Source organism: Candidatus Sodalis pierantonius str. SOPE (genome assembly GCF_000517405.1).
Taxonomy (GTDB): Bacteria; Pseudomonadota; Gammaproteobacteria; order Enterobacterales; family Enterobacteriaceae; genus Sodalis_C; species Sodalis_C pierantonii.
In genome coordinates, this window is the sequence record NZ_CP006568.1 from 1,573,484 (window position 1) to 1,593,093 (window position 19,610).

12 protein-coding genes and 8 pseudogenes are annotated in these 19,610 nt (G+C 59.9%); 15 read left to right on the forward strand and 5 right to left on the reverse strand.

Translation table 11 applies throughout. The annotated features are described in order from the left end of the window. Nucleotides 1–49: 49 nt before the first annotated feature. Nucleotides 50–811, forward strand: a pseudogene (locus tag SOPEG_RS08030) (IS256 family transposase); the annotation flags it as partial. 56 nt (nt 812–867) lie between these two features. On the opposite strand, the pseudogene SOPEG_RS08035 reads toward SOPEG_RS08030, so the two are convergent. Then, nucleotides 868–1,791: pseudogene (locus SOPEG_RS08035) on the reverse strand (IS5-like element ISSoEn1 family transposase). Between the two features lie 238 nt (nt 1,792–2,029). Further along, on the reverse strand, nt 2,030–3,004 hold the full coding sequence (gene hemB, locus SOPEG_RS08040; RefSeq protein ID WP_025244953.1) for a porphobilinogen synthase: 975 nt from the start codon (nt 3,002–3,004) through the stop codon (nt 2,030–2,032). 451 nt (nt 3,005–3,455) lie between these two features. Here hemB and SOPEG_RS08045 point away from each other — a divergent pair, with 451 nt between their 5' ends. The 8 genes and pseudogenes from SOPEG_RS08045 (at nt 3,456) to SOPEG_RS30205 (ending at nt 7,593) form a co-directional block, all read left to right on the forward strand. Continuing rightward, nucleotides 3,456–3,809, forward strand: a complete 354-nt coding sequence (locus SOPEG_RS08045) for a hypothetical protein (protein WP_148297022.1) — start codon at nt 3,456–3,458, stop codon at nt 3,807–3,809. 11 nt (nt 3,810–3,820) lie between these two features. Then, a pseudogene (locus tag SOPEG_RS28720) lies at nt 3,821–4,239 on the forward strand (ATP-binding cassette domain-containing protein); the annotation flags it as partial. 9 nt (nt 4,240–4,248) lie between these two features. Next, on the forward strand, nt 4,249–4,605 hold the full coding sequence (locus SOPEG_RS28725) for a hypothetical protein (protein ID WP_236851671.1): 357 nt from the start codon (nt 4,249–4,251) through the stop codon (nt 4,603–4,605). A gap of 90 nt (nt 4,606–4,695) precedes the next feature. Further along, nucleotides 4,696–5,370 (forward strand): ABC transporter permease, encoded by a 675-nt coding sequence (locus tag SOPEG_RS08055; RefSeq protein ID WP_025244955.1) that lies wholly within the window; start codon nt 4,696–4,698, stop codon nt 5,368–5,370. 153 nt (nt 5,371–5,523) lie between these two features. Then, nucleotides 5,524–5,904, forward strand: a complete 381-nt coding sequence (locus SOPEG_RS08060; protein WP_148297023.1) for a CHASE4 domain-containing protein — start codon at nt 5,524–5,526, stop codon at nt 5,902–5,904. Between the two features lie 33 nt (nt 5,905–5,937). After that, nucleotides 5,938–6,168, forward strand: coding sequence for a hypothetical protein (locus SOPEG_RS22655; RefSeq protein WP_148297024.1), 231 nt, complete (start codon nt 5,938–5,940; stop codon nt 6,166–6,168). A 214-nt stretch (nt 6,169–6,382) separates the two neighbouring features. Continuing rightward, nucleotides 6,383–7,288, forward strand: a pseudogene (locus tag SOPEG_RS08065) (putative bifunctional diguanylate cyclase/phosphodiesterase); the annotation flags it as partial. A gap of 74 nt (nt 7,289–7,362) precedes the next feature. Then, nucleotides 7,363–7,593, forward strand: coding sequence for an EAL domain-containing protein (locus tag SOPEG_RS30205; RefSeq protein WP_158382349.1), 231 nt, complete (start codon nt 7,363–7,365; stop codon nt 7,591–7,593). Nucleotides 7,594–7,718: 125 nt separating this feature from the next. Here SOPEG_RS30205 and SOPEG_RS08070 read toward each other — a convergent pair whose 3' ends face one another. Further along, nucleotides 7,719–8,996, reverse strand: coding sequence for an EAL domain-containing protein (locus tag SOPEG_RS08070; RefSeq protein ID WP_025244956.1), 1,278 nt, complete (start codon nt 8,994–8,996; stop codon nt 7,719–7,721). Between the two features lie 236 nt (nt 8,997–9,232). On the opposite strand from SOPEG_RS08070, the pseudogene SOPEG_RS08075 reads away from it, so the two are divergent. The 6 genes and pseudogenes from SOPEG_RS08075 (at nt 9,233) to SOPEG_RS08100 (ending at nt 15,018) form a co-directional block, all read left to right on the forward strand. Then, nucleotides 9,233–9,950 (forward strand): annotated as a pseudogene (locus SOPEG_RS08075) (alpha/beta fold hydrolase). A 42-nt stretch (nt 9,951–9,992) separates the two neighbouring features. Continuing rightward, nucleotides 9,993–10,672, forward strand: a pseudogene (locus SOPEG_RS08080) (heavy metal response regulator transcription factor). Next, a complete protein-coding gene (locus SOPEG_RS08085) occupies nt 10,669–12,066 on the forward strand; it encodes a heavy metal sensor histidine kinase (RefSeq protein WP_025244957.1) in 1,398 nt (465 codons plus the stop codon). The pseudogene SOPEG_RS08080 and the gene SOPEG_RS08085 overlap by 4 nt, the downstream one beginning before the upstream one ends. 497 nt (nt 12,067–12,563) lie before the next feature. After that, the gene (locus tag SOPEG_RS08090) at nt 12,564–13,352 is read left to right on the forward strand and encodes a heme/hemin ABC transporter substrate-binding protein (RefSeq protein WP_038469806.1); all 789 of its coding nucleotides are present in this window, start codon (nt 12,564–12,566) and stop codon (nt 13,350–13,352) included. Between the two features lie 5 nt (nt 13,353–13,357). Further along, nucleotides 13,358–14,350 carry a FecCD family ABC transporter permease gene (locus SOPEG_RS08095; protein WP_025244959.1) on the forward strand — a complete coding sequence of 331 codons (993 nt, stop codon included), beginning with the start codon at nt 13,358–13,360 and terminating at the stop codon, nt 14,348–14,350. Nucleotides 14,351–14,357: 7 nt separating this feature from the next. Further along, nucleotides 14,358–15,018 (forward strand): annotated as a pseudogene (locus SOPEG_RS08100) (heme ABC transporter ATP-binding protein). Nucleotides 15,019–15,116: 98 nt separating this feature from the next. On the opposite strand, the gene SOPEG_RS08105 reads toward SOPEG_RS08100, so the two are convergent. Both SOPEG_RS08105 and SOPEG_RS31160 read right to left on the reverse strand, forming a co-directional pair. Then, on the reverse strand, nt 15,117–15,956 hold the full coding sequence (locus SOPEG_RS08105) for an oxidoreductase (RefSeq protein ID WP_025244961.1): 840 nt from the start codon (nt 15,954–15,956) through the stop codon (nt 15,117–15,119). A gap of 632 nt (nt 15,957–16,588) precedes the next feature. Next, nucleotides 16,589–18,627 (reverse strand): annotated as a pseudogene (locus SOPEG_RS31160) (TonB-dependent copper receptor). Nucleotides 18,628–19,610: the final 983 nt, after the last annotated feature.

Consider the following 19,610-nt stretch of genomic DNA (forward strand, 5'->3'; position numbering starts at 1 on the left):
TTTGCCTGATTTTGATATGTTCAATCCAACATCAAAAACAGGTTAATTTATGGACGAAAAACAGTTGCAGGCTCTGGCTAACGAACTGGCCAAAAATCTCAAAACCCCTGAAGATCTCAGTCACTTCGATCGGCTGCTGAAAAAAATCAGCGTCGAAGCAACTCTCAATGCCGAAATGACCCATCACCTCGGCTACGATAAAAATCAGCCTAAACCGGGGACCAACGCCCGCAACGGCTATTCCACAAAAACCGTTACCACTGGCGATGGCCCGCTGGCGCTGCGTACTCCGCGCGATCGTGACGGTTCCTTTGGACCGCAACTGGTGAAGAAGAACCAGACCCGGATTACCGGGATGGATAACCAGATTTTATCGTTGTACGCCAAAGGGATGACCACCCGCGAGATCGCCGCCGCGTTCAAAGAGCTGTATGACGCCGATGTCTCGCCGGCGCTGGTCTCAAAGGTCACCGATGCGGTCATGGAGCAGGTTGTTGAATGGCAAAACCGGCCTCTGGATGCAGTCTATCCCATTGTTTATCTTGACTGTATCGTTCTAAAAGTCCGGCAGGACAGCCGCATCATCAACAAATCTGTGTTCCTGGCGCTGGGCATCAACATCGAAGGCCAGAAAGAGTTGCTAGGTATGTGGCTGGCCGAAAATGAAGGCGCAAAGTTCTGGCTGAACGTGCTGACAGAGCTGAAAAACCGCGGCCTGTACGATATCCTTATCGCCTGCGTAGACGGGCTGAAAGGTTTCCCTGACGCTATTAACGCGGTGTATTCGGAGGCGCTGCTCCAGCTGTGTATCCGCTTTGTTGAATAAATCCGAAATTTTTGACGACTTCCTCCTTATCAGGGCGATTGTTACATGATGCGGACGCTGTTTGGCATTCCTAACAACGTGATCCGGTTAAGCGCTTTGACCATTGCCATAGCCTCACCTACCTGCGCGTCATAGTCATGCAGACTCAGATGACCACCCAGAAGTATTTTAAACCGGAACATGGCCGTTTCAGCCAGTGAACGCCGGTGATAACCTACTTTCTTTTTCCAGGTATCGTTATTGCCGCTCAGATGCTGATTTGCCACCGCATGGTTACGCTCATGGTATCGAGCTGGCCAATATTGCGCACCACTTCGCGGTGGGATAAGCGGCTTTATTTTTTTCCTCAGCAGAGCATCATGACAGTAACGCGTATCGTAAGCACTGTCAGCCGACGCTTCCCTGATTTTCCGGTGGGTTTGGTTAATCAGCCCGGGCAGCGCCTGCGCATCTGTCGTACCGCTTAGCGATAAATCGGCACAGATAATTTCATGTGTCGCGCTATCTACTGCCAGATGAAGCTTGCGCCATACTCTGCGCCTCTCAGCCCCATGCTGCCTGACTTTCCATTCGCCTTCGCCGAAGACTTTCAGGCCGGTGCCATCGATGACCAGGTGTGAGATTTCGCCGCGGGTTGGCGTTTTTATGCTGATGTCGACGGTTTTTGCTCGCCGGCTGACCAGAGAGTAATCTGGGCAGCGCAGCGACAGCCCCATCAGTTTAAAAATTGAGTCAACGAAACCCTGTAACGCCCGGAGCGAAAGGTTAAACACGCGCTTTATCATCAGAACCGTGGTAATGGCCATATCGGTGTAGTGAAGCGGCCGGCCACGATGTTCAGGTGGTGTACTCTCAGTTCATGCAGCAATGGCTGACTCATCAAGCCATACTGTCAGGTCCCCCCGCTGCCTGAGCGCATTGTTGTATGCGGGCCAGTTGGTAATTTTAAACTTTTGCTTTGCCATGGGGACCTGATGTTGAAACGAATGTAGTGATCAGAGCCGCCAGTCACCTAAAAGTTCGATTTATTCAACAAAGCCCAACAGAACGCCAATTTTGGTCTATAACATCGTTAGCGTAACCGCAAGGGGCGCTGGGCTTCATATCAGCCCATGGTCCGGGCCTACTTGCCTAGCCAAGACCACGGCGGTGATAGGTGAGTCTAACGCCGGCGGGCATCGAAACCGCGCCGGGCGCCGTCAATCAAAAACCCTGTTCGGCAATATCCATGGCGAAATAACTGAGGATAATATCTGCCCCCGCGCGCTTGATGGCGCCCAGGGTTTCACGCACGATTTGCCGTTCGTCAATGGCGCCGGCAGCGGCGGCGAATTTTATCATCGCGTATTCGCCGCTCACCTGATATGCCGCAAGCGGCAAATGGGTTGCCTCGCGGATATCGCGGATAGTGTCCAAAAACGCGCCGGCCGGCTTCACCATCAGCGCATCGGCCCCCTCCTGCTCGTCCAGCAGCGACTCGCGAATCGCTTCACGGCGGTTCATCGGGTTCATTTGATAGCTTTTGCGGTTGCCCTTCAGGGCGGTACCGCCGGCTTCGCGGAACGGGCCATAAAATGCCGAGGCAAATTTGGTGGAATACGCCATGATCGCGGTGTCGGTGAAGCCGGCGCCGTCCAGGGCGGCGCGTATCGCCTGGACCTGTCCGTCCATCGCCGCCGAGGGGGCGATAAAATCCGCCCCGGCGCGCGCCACCACCACCGCCTGACGCCCCAAATTCACAAGCGTAGCGTCGTTGTCGACCCCGTTATCGTGCACGACGCCGCAATGACCGTGGGTAGTGTATTCGCAAAAGCAGGTGTCGGACATCACGATCATCTCCGGCACCGTCTCTTTACAAATGCGCGCCATCCGCGCGACCAACCCGTTTTCATGCCAGGTATCGCTGCCGGCCTCATCCAGATGATGGGAGATGCCGAAGGTCATGACGAATTGAATGCCGGCTTTGGCATAGCGCTCGATTTCAAAGGCCAAACGCGCTTCCGGTATTCTGACCACGCCCGGCATGGCGGACACCGGCACATAGTCGCTGACCTCCTCTTCGACGAATATCGGCAGCACCAAAGAGCTTAACTGCACCTCGGTTTCCTGGAACAACGAACGCAAAGCAGGGGTGCGGCGCAAACGGCGCGGGCGTGAAACGGGATAAACACTGGACATTTTTTCTCCTGCTGGTGGTGAAGCATTGATCGCAACGAAATGGCCGGACAATGGAACCTGCGCGCGACATTAAGCTCCGCTAGGACATAACCTGGCAATCGCATCAAAGGTGACGAAAAGTGAGGGCGTCGCTGTTGCCGATGATAACGCGCGGGTGCCGGGACGGCACCTCGCTTTACACGACACCTTCTGAGGGTTAACGTCCAGCGACGCGCCAATTTCTGATAGAATGTCAACCCAGCGACAAAAGCGGTAAACGCTAACGGTTCGTAGGCGCCGGCCGCGACAAAGGAAACGCCGTGCGACATTATAAGGCAACGCGGCGCAAGTGCAATCGCCGCCCCGGGTAATGTGCGCCGCCGCGGCCGCTGAGACGCGACGTCCGGCTGAGCGCAAAGGCACAGTACCCTGCCCAGGGCCGCGCCGTGGACGTCTCTATGAGGTGGTTGCGTTGCAAAACCTGCCTGACCCCATGAAGGCTGAGCAGCGGGACTCCGTCCCGGGAGGCGCTATGAGGTCAATAGCCGGCGCGAGCACCCTGATTACCGTCCAGCGACGCGCCGGCGGCGATTCCGTGCACTTTTCCGGCGGCTATGCCGTGCCATTTAATGCGCTAACCCCCGATCGCACTTTGCATTTTGGCGCGCTATTAACAAAAATGAAATTAGAGCGTATACCGCCAGCGCGCCAAACTGCTTTGGCGCTGAATGTCATGACCGGCGCTAAGCATATCATTGGCGCCGGACGGATTGCCGGCGCCCAACGGCCCTTCGGCGCGGGATCTTTTGGCCGAGGCTTAACATAAAGAGACTGCTGATGTCCGCCGTGAAATTAGCGTTACGCCAGGTTTGCCGCAGTTTCGGCACACTCACCGCGCTGGCGCCGACCGATCTGGACCTGCAGCAAGGGGAATTTATTTGCCTGGTCGGTCCCTCCGGCTGCGGCAAAAGTACATCATTCAATGTCATTTCGAGCGTATTGGCCCCGGACAGCGGCCAAATCCTGATCGACGGCCGCGACGTGACCGGCAGCAGCGGCCACGTTGGCTATATGCTGCAAAAAGATTTGCTGTTGCCGTGGAAGACGGTCATCGACAATATTGTGCTGGGCGCGGTAATCAACGGCGGCGCCAGCCGGGCGCAGCGCGCGCAGGGCGTGGCGCTGGCCAGACGCTATGGCCTGGGGAGTTTATCAATCACTATTCCGCCGCACTGTCCGGCGGCATGCGCCAGCGGGTAGCGCTGATGCGCACCCTGTCGATGGAACACGATATTATGCTGCTCGATGAGCCGTTCGGCGCGTTGGATTCGCAAACCCGCCTCGCCATGCAGCAATGGCTGTTGCAAGTGTGGTCGGAACAGCGCCGAACGGTGGTGTTTATCACCCATGACATCGACGAAGCCATTATGCTTGCGGATAGGGTCGTGGTGATGACGCCGCGCCCGGGGCGCATCCGCGCCATCTTGCCGGTCCCGGTTTCCCGGCCGCGCACGCTCGCCACGCTGACCGACCCGCGCTTTATCGCGCTGAAAGGGCAGATCCTCTCTTTGATTTATCACGACGCGGCCACGGAGTCTAAAGCGCATGAAAACTCTGCCTAAAGGGCGGTAGGCGGACCGTTCCTCGCCCTACTGCTGGTCATCGTCATCTGGGCCGCGGCGGTCCAGCTGTGGGCTATCCCGCCGTATGTAATGCCCTCGCCGGCGCTGACCTGGGCCCATATTCTGGCTGATTTGCCGGTGCTGCTGGCAGGTTTCCGGCAAACCTTTCTCACTTTTTTGCTGGGCTTCGTATTAGGCGCCGGCTTTGCCTTCGCGGTGATAATGGATGCCCTGCCCTGGGTAAGGAGCGTATTGTATCCGATTCTTATCGCCAGCCAGGCGGTGCCGGTTATCGCCATTTCGGCGGCCCTGACTATCTGGCTGGGGTTCGGCCTGGCGCCCAAGTTGGTCATCGTCGCGCTGGTCGTCTTTTTCCCGGTGGTGGTCAATGTGCTCGACGGGCTACATTCCGTCGATCGGGATATGCTGAATTTGGTGCGGTCCATGGGCGGCAGCCGGCTGGGCATTTTCCGCCATGTCAAACTGCCGGCCACCTATACCCCGCTATTTTCCGCCCTGAAGCTCTCTGCGACCTTCAGCGTGACCGGCGCGGTGATAGGCGAATGGACAGCCTCCACCAGCGGCGGGCTGGGCGCCTATCTGTTGCAGGCCAACTCCCGATTAAACACGGCCGGCACTTTTGCCGCCATCGCTTTTCTGGCGCTGCTGGGCGTGGTCAGCTTCCTGATGGTACTGGCGCTGGAGCATCTGATGACGCCCTGGCGCCATAGCCCCCACGCGCGGCCCTGGTCGCAACGCTACTGACGCGATTGACGGCCGGGTAACCTTGCGCCGGCTCAGGCCCGCGGCAGCCGACGCGGGCGAACAAAACTTACTTAAACGACCACCTTTTTCTAGTCTATTGAAAGACACTACCACGACCGGCGCCCGCGGTGGCGCGACAGGAAACATTGACTGTTGAATAATCGTATGGCTTTACCCGAGGGATTCCGCCGCACTTTTTTCAAAAATGTTTCGTTCCCTTTACTACTGGTGTTACTTCTAACGCTTTGCGTCGCGGCGGCCAGCCTGTGGCTTACCTCCCAGCAAATTAACGCGAATGTCGTGCGACGTGAACAGGAAACGGTGCGCGCGTCCGTCGCCCATCACCTGCAAGAACTGGCGGTCCAGCAGTACAGCATCACAGCCTGGCAGCCGCTGTACACGCAACTCATCCGGCCCACATTGGACAGGCAATGGCTGGACGAAAATGTTGGCAGCTGGCTGTATACGGTATTTCACCATCAGCAGGTTTACCTGCTCAACGCCCACCGGCAGGGGATCTACGCCGCGTTATAGGGCTTGTCGGTCTCGCCCCAGGCGCCAGTGCCGTTGCTGGCGCAGGCGGCAAGGCTCATTGATGCCGCCTCTCGTCTGTCGGAGAATACTCCGCTGGCGGCGCGCGATAATCACGTCAGTCTGACGCCGCCCCGTAAGCTTGTGCCCCGCGGCTTTGCCGCCTTTGCCCGTATTGCCGGCCAGCCCGGTGCGACCGCCGGCAAGCGCTACCGACCCGGTATTTTATCTGCTCAGCGTGGTACCGCTGGACGCGGCTTTTATTAACGATTTGAGCAATCACCATCTGCTTAACCCTCTCAGTTTCAGCGACAATCCTCCGGGCCGGCGCGAGACCGCCCTAACGTTAGTCGACCCGTAGGGACAAACGGTCAGCTCCCTCCGCTGGCGGCCGCAACATCCTGGCGCCGAGGTGCTGCGCGCTATCTGGCCCGTGATTCCCCCGCTGGCAATCTTGCTGTTCGTCGTGATCGCCTGGATGATGCGCGCCATTTGGCGTTCGGCGCTGCGCCTGCGCCAAACCCTGATAGCGCTACAAGCGAGCGAGGCGCAAGCGCTGGCCTACACTTCCCGCCAGTCGGACTGCGTCGCGCTGCTGGCGCTGGATCTCGATCGGTTCAAGCAGGTCAACGACAGTCGGGGCCATCACGGCGGGGATGCGCTGATCAAAGCCGTGGCAACGCGGCTGTGCAGTCTGGTGCGCGAAGGCGATGTGGTGGCGCGCACCGGGGGCGATGAATTCCTGATTTTGCTACGCGACGTCAAAGCGCGGGAAGCGGTGCGGGCGCTCGGTCTGCGTATCATCGATGCCGTCAAACAGCCTTTCGCGCTCGGCGGACGCGATATCTTTATCGGGGTCAGCATTGGTGTTGCGCTGGCCCCGGCGGATGCTATTGAGAAAGAGGACTTGAAACGCAAGGCCGATATCGCCCTTTATGCCGCCAAGGCCCGCGGTCGCGACGGGTTACAGTGGTTCGAGCAGTCGCTGGACGAGTCGCTGCGCGCGCGGGAGGCGCTGGCGGACGATCTTCGTGCCGCGCTCCAACACAAAGACACCTTGACCCTCCATTTCCTGCCGCAGGTGGACATCACGGGCGAACAGATTGTCGGCTTTGAGGCACAATTGCGCTGGCAGCATCCCCCGCACCGTTATCTGTCGTCGTCGCAACTGCTGAGGGTCGCCGAGGAGAGCGGGCTCAGCATTGCCTTGGGGGAATGGATGCTGACGCAGTCCTGCCGGGTGGCGCAACAATGGCCGGATCGGTTTATCGCGGTGAGCATCACGCCAGTGCAATTTTACAGCCCCGACTTCGTCGAGCGCGCCACGGCGATTCTTCAAGCACAGCAGTGCGATCCGTCACGCATCGAACTCGGCATCAACGAAAGCGTGTTGTTTAATCAAGATGTTTACTCTCTCGGCATCCTTCTCTGGCGCTGCGGGCCAGCGGGTTTACCATTACCGTGGAAAATTTTGGCGTCCGCTACGCCAGCATCCGGCACCTTAATCATTTCCCGGTGGATAAAATCAAAATCGACCCGTCGTTCATCCAACATATGGGACAAGACGACAATGCGGCGGCCATCATGGAATCGGTGATACGCCTGGGCCACGCCATGGGCGTATCGGTCACCGCCCGTGGCGTGGACAGTGAGGAAAAGCGCGCCGCGCTGAAGCAAGGTCGGCTGCAATGAACTACAAGGGCCGTTGTTCTCCAAAGCGCTATCGGAAGCGAGCGTCGCGACGCTGCTGTCCGCCGCGGACAGCGCATCGTCACCGGTCGGTGGCGGGAGATGACGCAGGCGACACGCCCGGGCGCTTAGATCGGGGCCGTCGCGTGGGGCTCGACCCGCCACGGCTGCCCCACCGTCGCCATAAACTGATCGAACGCCGCCAGGGGCAGCGGCCGTGAGATATAAAACCCCTGCGCGCCATCAAACCCCAGTGCGGCCACTTCGTCGTACGTCGCCTGGTCCTCGACGCCCTCGGCGATCACCTGATAGTGCAAATCATACAGCATTTTAATCAGATAGGTCAGAATCACCCGGTTACGCGCATCCTCCGCCATATTACTTATCAGCGAACGGTCGATCTTAATAACGTCCGCCGGCATCGTAATCAGATAGCCGAGATTGCTGTAACCGGCGCCGAAATCGTCAATGGCAATACGATAACCTTCGCGTTTGAGCGCGTCAAGGTGGGTTAACGCCCGTTGATTATGCAAGATTTCCTGCGTTTCCAGGCATTCCAGCTCCAATAGGGCCGCCGACGCCGGGTATGCTTTTTTCAGCTCGCGCATCAGCCGCAGAAAACGCTCGCTAGAGAGATCCTGCACCGATACATTGACCGATACTGATACTGATACTGATACCGATACCGATACCGATAGCGGCCGCCCCTCCTCGCGCCACAGCGCCATATGTTTTAGCACTTCACGCAGCACCCAGCGGGTAATGGCGGAGATCGACCCGGACTTTTCCGCCACAGGGATGAACTCCGCCGGCGAGATATCGCCAAACAGCGGGTGCCGCCAGCGGATCAGCGCCTCGGCGCTTTCAATCATCCCGGTACGCAAATTCAATTTCGGTTGGTAATAAACGGCAAATCCCGCGGCGGCGGAAATCCGCTTCGTCAGATCCTGCACCAGGGTGGTTAAGCGCTGCTGCGAGAGATCATTATCCGGATGATAGCGCATCACCCCCTGCTTACTGCCTAGCGCGTCGTGCAGCGCGCTCATGCATTCGCGCAGAATTTGCTGCGGCTGGCGTCGAGCTGAAGCGCTAAAGCTGGTCAAGCCGGTGTTCAGTTCAAAAGGCAGGGTAGAGAAACGCGCATGGCCCGTGTTGAGTGTTTTACGCAGACGGCGGATGGTGTCCAACAGATCGGCGGTGTCCGCCTCGTCATACAACACCGCAAACCGGCCAAACGCTACGCTGTAAAGATGATAGCGCGACCCCAGCGCCGTACGCATTTGCTGGGCCTGGGGCTGTGTATCTGGGCATTTCGTCGTTACCGCGCGACGTTCCGCCTCATTAATTTGGGCTAAGACGGCCGACGGCGCGGCCCTGTCGGAACCCGGCGCACACTCTTGGCCCACATTACGCGTCGCCGTCCGGCGCAGGTGCGCTGACGCCGGTGAGTATCGGATTTGCTCCGGGCCGCTCTGCGCTATTGGCCACCGGCGACGTCATACTTTTGTCATAACTCGCTCATGCCGCGGTCAGTTTCACCCGCCTACACTCCTCTATGAAATGAACACCTATACTTACTCACGAGAGGAACACGCCATGAAACCAATCCATCAAGATCATCGCCCTTTCTACCGTCTGTCTGATGGCGGGCGTCAGCACCGCAGCACAGGCCGAAAACGTAAAAAACATCGTCCTGGTGCACGGCGCCTTTGTCGGCGGGGCCGGCTGGCGCCCGGTCTATGACATTCTTACCCAAGATGGCTATAAGGTGACGCTGGTGCAGGAGCCCCTGACCTCGTTCAAGGAAGACGTCGCCGCCACCCAACGCGTCCTGGACCAGCAGGACGGCCCCGTCATCCTGGTGGGCCACAGCTACGGCGGTACGATCATCAGCGAAGCGGGCAATGATTCGCACGTGGCGGACCTGGTGTAAATCGCGGCCCATGCGCTGGACGTCGGCGAGTCGAGCGGCGGTAACGGCAAAAAATACCCCAACAACGCGCATCCGTATGTGAAAACGCCGGATGGTTTTATGATGCTGGCGCCGGCCAATTACCCCGGTGACTTCGCGGCGGATCTTGCCCGCCAAACAGGCTAAATTTGAAGCACAGGCGCAGATGCCCACCGCCGCCGGTATCTTCTCCACGACCATCGACAACCCGGCCTGGAAAACCAAACCCAGCTGGTACATGGTCGCCAAAGCGGACAAAATCATCAATCCGGATTTAGAACGGATGTATGCTCAACGCGCCAAAAGCCATACGGTAGAAGTTGCCGGCGCCAGCCATTCGGTGTATGAATCCCATCCTAAAGAGGTGGCGGCATTGATCGAGCAGGCCGCCGCGCAGGCGGTGAAATGATCCCCCGCTGCGCACTATTCCCTTGCTGCGACGGAGTGAACGATGAAAATACTGGTCATTGATGATGAACCCAAAGCACGGGAATATATGCGCAGCGGTTTAACCGAATCAGGTTATGTCGTTGATGCCGCGAGCGACGGCCGCGAAGGGCTGTTTATGGTCCAGGAGTACCATTACGACTTAATACTGCTCGACGTGATGATGCCGGAGGTAAACGGGTGGGAGGTCATGAAAACGCTGGATTCTCTGCTGGATACACCGGTGATTTTTCTTACCGCCAAAAGCACCGTCGACGACCGCATTAAAGGGCTGGAGCTGGGGGCGGACGATTACCTCATCAAGCCCTTCTCCTTTGCCGAACTGCTCGCCCGCATCCGTACCGCGCTGCGGCGCGGCATGCAGGTGAAATGCGAAGAGCTTCTCGCGGTGGCCGACCTGCGGCTGGATATCGCCAAACGGCGCGTGGAGCGGGCCGGCCGGCGAATCGATCTGACCAATAAAGAGTTCAACCTGCTGCAATTGCTAATGTCCAATCCCGGACAGGTGATGAGCCGTACCTTGATAGCCTCGCGGGTCTGGGATATGAATTTCAATAGCGATACCAATGTGGTAGATGTGGCCATGCGCCGTCTACGGCAAAAAGTCGACGAACCTTTCCTCGCCCCCTTATCCATACCGTGCACGGCGTGGGCTACCGCTGCGAGGACGACGATACGCCATGAAAAGCCTGTCGCTGACCGCGCGCCTGTCGCTGTTGATTTCCACTACCGTGCTGCTGGTCATGATCCTGACGGGGATGGCGCTGTATCAATCGCTGGCGCAACAAATCAGCGTGCGTGACGATGCGGCCCTGCTGAACCGGATGGATCAGATCCGCACCCTGTTGCTTAACGAAGATGTGCTGGAGCTCATTCATACCAAGCCACGGCTGTTTGCCAATATGCTCGGCAATACCGAGTCGCTGCTGGTGCTGCGCTTTCCCGGTCAACCGCCGCTTATTGAAGTCAACCCCGGCAAGGCAACCATACCGGACATCCCCGCGGTGCCCGCCCAGCAGCCGCTGGCGTTGAAAAATGTGCGTCACGAGCTTGCGCGCGACGGCACGCCGTTTATCTCCGCCTCCGCCCTGGCGAAAACGCGCAACGGCCCGGGTGAGGTGGAAATTATTACCGGCAGGCTCATGACGGAGCGTACCAGCACGCTGGCGGGCTACCGCCACCAAATGCTGTTGCTGATCATCGTCGCCACCGCCATTGCCGCGCTCAGCGTCGCGTTTTTGACCCGACGCGGGCTGCGCCCCCTGCATCGCCTGGCGCAGGAAACCGCCGCCATCGACGTGCGCCATTTGGCCTGGCGCATCCGGCTACATCACGTACCGCGGGCGCTACTGGCACTGGTGGCGGCCTTCAATCAAATGCTCGATCGGTTGGAAACCAGCTTTCAGCAGCTCAGCCAGGTGTCGGCCGATATGGCCCACGATCTGCGAACGCCGATTGCCAACCTACTCGGGCAAACGGAGGTGGCGCTGACGCAGAATCGCAGCCTCAAGTACTATGAAACGCTGCTTGGATCCAACTTTGAAGAGCTGTTGAGATTATCGCGCATGATTGACAGCATGCTGTTTCTGGCGCAGGCGCAGGACGCCAGCCAAGCGATCCATTGCGAACATGTTAATCTGGTGACGGTGTTGCCGCCGCTGGCGGACTATTTTAAGGGGCCGGCCGAGGAGCGTCAGCTGACGGTGGTCTATCCCACGGAGGGCACCCTCTGGGCCGACGGCGACCTGTTGCGGCGCGTGCTCGCCAATTTGCTGGCCAATGCGATCCGCTTCGCACAAAGCGGCAGTACCATCCGGGTGATTGTCCAAACGCAGCGCGAGGGCGTGACGCTGTCGGTGGAGAACCACGGCGACACCATCGCCGCGGCGCAGCAGGCGCGAATATTTGACCGTTTCTATCGGGTCGATGCGTCCCGCCACGATTCTGCCACCGGCAGCGGTCTGGGGCTTTCTATCGTGCGCAGCATTATGCAGCTGCATCACGGCCACTGCGCGGTGAAGAGCCAGGATCGCCTAACGCGCTTTACGCTCTTTTTCCCGTCTCCCGAGACGCCATAGAGGGTTTAACGCGTAAGGCGCGCTCCCGTATAACCCTCTATATTACATGCCTTTTAAGCAAAAAAAATTGCAGTTCGATATTGATAACGATAATAGTTCGTATTATTTTTCCAGCTAAAGGGATTGCGATCCCCTTTCGCGGCGGCAAACGGCCAAAAGCCGGGACCGACGCCTTGCTATCGCCCCGCCCAAACAGAGACCGTTAACGCCTATCATGAATCACGCCGTTTACGCCAGAGCGTTACCCTGCCGCCGCCGGTTTACCGACCTGCGCCCGAGAGGCCACACGCGGCGTTTTTCCTGACGGCAGCGGAAAGCCCGCGTCGGGTGTTATCATTTTTTTAACTCGGATGACGTGGCGCAATCCTCACTTGACCGTTTACGGCGGCTTGCCGCCCGGCAGCGCCGGGTGCCGCGCCGCCCACGCCTTTCAGCCGTTCATCGGCTGCGGGTTAGGTTCCGGCGCGCGAGGTTGTCTGGCGCTGGCGCTTCTCACCATGCCCTTTACGCTGCTGGCCGAACAGCGGGTGGTTACCATCGGGGGCGATGTGACCGAAATCGCGTTTGCCCTGGGTGGCGGTGCGGAGGTGGTGGAGCGCGACAGTACCAGTCTTAAGCCCGCTGATCAGGTGCGTCGCTTACCGGATGTCGGTTACCTGCGGCAATTGAACGCGGAGGGCATTCTGGCTCTGCGCCCGACCTTAGTGCTGGCAAGCGAGCTGGCCAAACCCTCGCTGGCGCTCAAGCAGGTGGCCGATAGCGGGGTACGGGTGGTCAGCGTGCCGGGCGAGACCTCCCTTAGCGCCATCGACCGCAAAATTCAAACCGTCGCCGGCGCGCTGGACCGCACGCCGCAAGGCGAAAAACTGATTGCCCAATTACATGACCAGTTGAACGCCATCCCCGCCGGCACGCTGCCGGTCAAAGTACTATTCATTCTTAGCCATAGCGGCATGTCGGCGATGGCCGCCGGTAAAGATACCGCCGCGGATGCGGCTATTCGCGCCGCCGGGCTGGAAAATGCCATGCAGAGCTTCAGCCGTTATCAGCCACTATCCGCGGAGGGCATCATCGCCTGCGCGCCGGATATGGTGCTGCTGACCGCTGACGGGGTAAAAACTCTCGGCGGCGAGGAGAAAGTCTGGCAATTACCGGGACTGGCGATGACGCTGGCGGGGAAACATCACCGGCTGCTGGTGCTGGACGATATGGCGCTGCTGGGTTTCGGTCTGGATACACCAGCGGCGATAGTCAAGCTGCGCACGGCCGCGGCCAGGCAGCCCTGAGCCCTATGCGCGCGACTAAACCTCTGCTCATTTTGGGAATGATGTTGGCGCTGATGCTGGCATTAGCCGTGGCCGCGGCGGGATCCGGCGCTATGCGGCTCACGCTTTCTAATGTCTGGCACAGCCCCGGCGACGGCATGCTCTGGCAAATCTGGTTCAGTATACGGCTGCCGCGGGTGGCGCTGCTGGTGGGCGCCGCGCTGGCGCTCTCCGGCGCGGTGATGCAGGGGCTGTTTCGCAATCCGCTGGCCGATCCTGGGCTGCTCGGCATTAGCAGCGGCGCGGCGCTGGCGGTCGGGATGTCGGTAGTATTGCCCTTTACGCTGACGCCGATTTTCGCGCTCTACTCATCGATGGCGGCGGCCTTTATCGGCAGCCTCGCCGTGACCGTGGTGATTTTCTCTTTAAGCAGTTTCAGCGCCGGTCTGGCGCGTCTGTTGCTCGCCGGCATCGCCATCAATGCCTTATGCGGCGCGGCGACCGGCGTGCTCTCCTGGTTAAGCAACGACCAGCAGTTGCGCCAACTGTCATTATGGGGCATGGGCAGTATCGGTCAGGCCCAGGGGCCGACGGTGGCTACCGCCGCATCGCTGATATTGCCCGCGGCGCTGCTGGTGCAACGGTTGTCCACCGCGCTCAATGTGCTCCAACTGGGTGAGGAAGAGGCGCATTACCTTGGCGTGGACGTCAAACGAACCCAGCGCCGTCTGCTGTTGTCGAGCGCACTGCTGGTAGCGACGGCGGTGGCGGTCAGCGGCGTGATCGGCTTCGTTGGCCTGGTGATGCCACACCTGATTCGCATGACGCTCGGGGCCGATCACCACTGGCTGTTGCCCGGCGCGACCCTTGCCGGCGCCATATTGCTGCTGCTAGCGGATACGGTAGCGCGGACCGCCGTGGCCCCGGCGGAGATGCCGGTAGGGCTGCTGACCAGCCTGTTGGGCGGTCCGTGGTTTTTGTGGTTGATCCTGCGCAGACGGGAGGCGGCCGGTGTCTGAGTAGTTTTTGCGCGCCGACAATCTTCATTACCGCGTTGGCGGGCGCCTGCTGATCGAGGCCGTCTCGCTGACATTGGCGCCGGGTGAGATGGTGACCCTGATTGGCCCCAACGGCGCCGGTGAATCGACCCTTTTACGGTTGTTGAGCGGCTATCTCGATCCACTCCAGGGACAGTGTCGATTGCAGGGACGCGCGCTGACCGCCTGGCCGGCCGCTCAGCGCTCCCTTGCTCGAGGAGGTAATGACGCTGACCGGCTGCGAGATGTTGGCGCAGCGGGAGTTCCGCCGGTTGTCCGGCGGTGAGCAGCAGCGGGTGCGCCTGGCGATGACGCTGGCGCAATTATGGCGGCAGGACGGACCGGCGGGATGACTGTTTCTCGATGAACCCACCTCGGCGCTGGATCTCTATCACCAACAGGCATTGCTGCGCCTGTTGTATCAACTCACCCGCGCGGGCAAGCTGGCCGTTTGCGGCGTACTGCATGATGTCAATCTGGCGGCGCTATGGGCCGATCGGATACTGTTGCTGCGGCAAGGGCGACTTATCGCCAGCGGTACGCCGGCGGAGGTCTTGACGGAAGCGCAATTGCGCGCCTGCTATCACGCCGATCTTCGCGTACAAACCCAAGAAGATGATGGCGTGCCGCAGGTTTACCTGCGGCGTTAACGCGGCCATGGAATATCGCCCAGGGCAGATAGCTCGCGCCGAAGCGGACGGCCGCCGCCGATCACCAGGCGCGTTGCGCTCGCCGCAGTGCAGCGTGCCTATTGCGGGTAATCGGCGCCGAGGCTGACGTCGCGCCAGGCCGCCATTTCATCTAACCGCTCGCGTAATTTGCCGGTCACCGTCTCGAATCCCCAGGCGCCAAGCACCAGATGGCGCGGCGGCCGCCCGTGCAGGATCAGATCCAGCATTGCGTCGGCGGCGCGCACCGGATCACCGGCCTGTTTGCCGCTGTTGGCGGCGGTGGTTTTCATCCGAGCCGCGGCAGTATCGGCATAATCCGCCAGCGTACTCGGCGTTTGGCACAGGTAGCGCCCGGCCCAATCGGTGCGAAACGGACCCGGTTCGACGCAGGTCACTTTGATGCCCAGCGGCGCGCACTCCGCCTGTAACGCATCTGACCAGCCTTCGACGGAGTGCTTGCTTGCCGCGTAATAACCGGAACTGGGGAAGCCCACCAGCCCCGCCACCGAGGTGATATTGATAACATACCCTTGGCGCTGCGCGCGCATCAACGGCAGCACCGCACGGGTTAAGGCAAACAGGCCGAATACATTAGTGTCGAATTGCGCGCGGATTTCCTCCTCCACACCTTCCTCAACGGCGCTTTGGTAACCGTAACCAGCATTATTTACCAGGACATCGATAGCGCCGAATTTGTCGACCGCCGCCTTGACCGCGCTGGCGATCGCCGCGTCATCGGTCACATCCAACGCCATCGCGCGATCGGGCGCGTCCTGCGCGAGTGTCGCGACCTGCTGCACATCACGGGCGGTGATCACCGCCCGCCAGCCGCGTGACAATACGCGTTTCGCCAACTCCCGGCCAAACCCTGTAGAGCAGCCGGTGATAAACCATACGGGGATTTTTTCTGCGGACATAATGCTCTCATATTGATGAGCCCTAAACGCTGGCGGACCGTCTCACCGGTCCGCGTCAAGTCAAATAGCCTGCGCGCGTCGAGCGCGCTGCTTACCCGTCGCAGCGCCGATACGATCGGTACGATCAATTCCTCAGTCACGCCGGACGGCGCCAGCCGGAGTGTTTCTTGCTCAACGTTGGCCTTCGGCACCAGCCGAAATCTTTCTCGCTCAACGTTGGCTTTCGGCGCCGCCTACACGTTTTCGCTCGACGGTAGCGTACGGCGCCAGCCGCGCGGGACGTTTTGACGGGCGTAGTGATACCCAAGGTGGCAACGTTATCAGCAAAACCGCGGCGGCGCTAAATGGCAACGGCCGCACAACGCCGGTCCATCGTCGACGGCTGCCCATGGCGCCGGAATGCCGTTTATGCCGAGCGGCAGCTGATGGGTTTACGGGAACAGGCTAAAGGCGTCATGGCTGGCATGCGCCAGCCCTTCAGCCCGCTGTTACCGCCATTGCCTTACGCAGGGGCGCAACTTCACAGTGTAGCACCTGCTGAATTGGCGGTTAAAAAGTTATTCTTGACTCCCCTGCGTTAGATCCACCGGCTGCCATAGTGCCAGCGCGACGCGACGCATGTCGCACTGGCGTTAGAACGTTACACCGGCCCTGGCCCAGATCGTGCGGCCCGGCTCCAGCAGCGGCGCATCCGCGGAGTAGCCAAAACCGCGGTTGCCCGCCAGGTTAAGGTGTTCGCTATAGCGTCTGTTGAACAAATTATCCACCCCGGCGCTGATTTTGATATTGGCGGCGGCCTGCCAAGCCATATTGGCCGACATAACGCCAAAGCCAACGCTGCGGTCAAAATCCTTGCCGACCACATTGCCTTCGTTAAGCGCGATTCGGCGTTGCGCCGCCACAGCGCGGGGGCGCTCAAGTCCCCCGCGTCCCAGGTCAACGCCAGCCGCTCCTCGAGCGGCGGGATCTGCGGCAGCGGCCGGCGCGTATCCCGATTTTCCCCAAACGCCCAGGCCAGGCTGCTTTCGAGCCGCAAGCGTTCATTGAAGCGGTAACCCAACCCGGTCTCGCCGCCGTAAATGCGGGCATCGATATTGTCTGCCCGGCTGGCGTTCGGGCGCGGAACGCCATAGCGGAACAAGATAAAATCCTGCACCTGGCCGATATAGGCCGATGCCCAGGCGTCCAGCGGCGCCAGTTGCCAATGCGCGCCGAAATCGAGCTGCGCGGTTTTCTCGCGCTTGAGCCGGTGAAATGCATCCTGCCCGGCGCCCCGACCGGCTCTGAGCGTAATGAGTTCTCAATAGTCCGGGAACCGCTCGGTTAACCCCACGCCGACATAGGTCATCAATGGCAGCGTCTCGGGCTGGTGCTCCAGGCGAACAAAGGCGGCGGGATACACCTCGCGGCGTCGCTCCGAGCCGCGCGCGCCATGGTACTGCGCCGCGGTATGCTCAAGGCGCATGCCGCTTATCAACGTCTGCGTCGGCCTGAACCGCCAACTGACTTCTGCAAACAGGCCGCTATTCTGAAATTCCGCGTCCTCCTGCCAGCGGCCGCCAACCTTTCTCCGGTGCCGGTTGACCTGCAAGTCCGCCCCGCCCTGCAATTCTACATCTTGCCATTGCCAGGTGCCGATGCCGCGGCCCCCGAGCGTCAAACGGTCAACGTTGCTGCGCAGGGGGACCCAATTGCCGGATGTGGCGCCGCCTTGACGCGACAGGCGCTGCGCGCTGCACCGGGCAGAGTTATCCATGACGTGATCGGTGTAATGGTACTAGCCCCGCATTTCGACGCTGTCCAGCACCTCGCCTAGCGCATGCTGCTCGAAGCGCAGGCCAATGCTTTCCCGCGCAAAGCGGGTACCGTCCATACCGCGTGCGGCGTAACGGGCATTGCCGTCCCCGCGACCCACCGTCAGCTCCATCAAGGTATCGGGTGTCGGGGTAAAGCCGGCCGCCACATCGCTGCTCCATTTACGCCAGCCGGAATAGACCCGCTGACCCGCGCCATCTTGATAATCGCCGGCGCGGAAGACATTGCCCATTAAGCGCAGATAGCCTGACGCGTTGCCGAAAGCGCCATCAATATTCTCGTCTAACCGCCCGCTTGAGCCGGCGAGCGCGCTGGCGTGCACCGTCATCCCCGGCGCGTCAAAGCGCTGCGGCAGCCTTTCAAAGCGTAAGGTGCCGGCGGAGGCGCTCGGTCCCCACAGGACGGTCTGGGGACCTTTAGTTAACGACACGATGTCAAAACTTTCCGGGGAAATATAGGCGCTAGGGGAATCCATGCGTGAAGAGCAGGAGCCGAGCATTTCTCCCCCGTCCACCAGCATGCGCAGCCGGGAACCGAACATCCCGCGGAACACCAGATCGCCATTGGTGCCGCCATTGCGGATTAGCGCAAAACCGGGAATGATTTTCAGGTAATCGGCGCCGTCGCTGGCGGGCACGGGCTGTCGCGGTATTTTGGGCGCCAGAGACACCGAGAGTGGGGACCCCTTGGGGGCGGTCACGGTAATGACGTCCTGCTCGGCGGAATCGGCGAGGGTATCGCTCTCCTTTGGTACAATGGGCGCCTGTGCCAAACGGACGTCGCGTTCGGCGGCAAGGATTTCCCCGGCGCACGCGCCGGGGGCAACACCGCAAGCAAATAACGCCAGCAGCGACATCGCGCGCGGCGCCAAGGCTGGGCGCGAACGCCCCTGTAGGTCAACGTACATATCACTTCCTTTTGCAAAAATAACCGGCTTCCTGGCCATGACCTTCTGGAGCGCGATGCAGTGCGCGCCCGCGATTCCCCGACGTCAACCGGGTCAGGGCGCATCAACGCGGACGGAGAGAGCAAACGGGTTTTTCACGGCAACCAGAGATCGCCGTACCCGCCTAAATTGTAACTGAATGCGACATTAGCGGCGGGCATTTTTCATATGACTTGCCCATTGCCGCTGTTCTATTTAGCGCTGGCATAAGAAATAGCGGTAAAACTATTTATTTTGCATTTATTATAATATTTGAATATTCGCCAAAGCATATTTGGCTTATTAGCGCCGACATCAAGTTCAATAACTTATTGCCGCAAATGTTTCAACGCATGTTTCTCTCCGCAGGATTGCGCCAGCGCTCGGACGTTGCGACTTGGCGTAATGTCTTTAACCCGTTAAAAACGAAAATGATCTTTCGGCAGGCAAAAAAAGCTCCATGACGGCGTCAAGTCAATTGGCATATTGCGTCGTGACGAGGGATAAACGCCAGCGGCGCGCTTGGCCTACTAAAAGCCAGCTAACAGGACTATTGACTACGCTAACTCCCTATCTCCAGTGGATCCCCTCAGCCACGCTGCGGCAAGGCCGAGCAGGATGAGCGAACGCGGCTCGCTGCGTTCGCCGCTTACACCCGCACCGCGCAGGCAGACGCCCTTACCCTCCCCTGGCGACGGCCCGGTAACGAGCCCAGGTTCTATCGCGCGTAGCGTCCGACCCAGGCCGCTCCACGACAACATCCCGCTGGACCGCGGTGCGGCGGTGCCTTCTTCCCCCGGCTTGCAACGGCGCTCGGACGACGTGTCCTTAACGGTGCAAAGCGGCGAGGGCGGCAGGCGCCGGCGCGAGGGCAACAGCGGCTTACACACGAAACGGCGCTGCCTGCCGGTGGG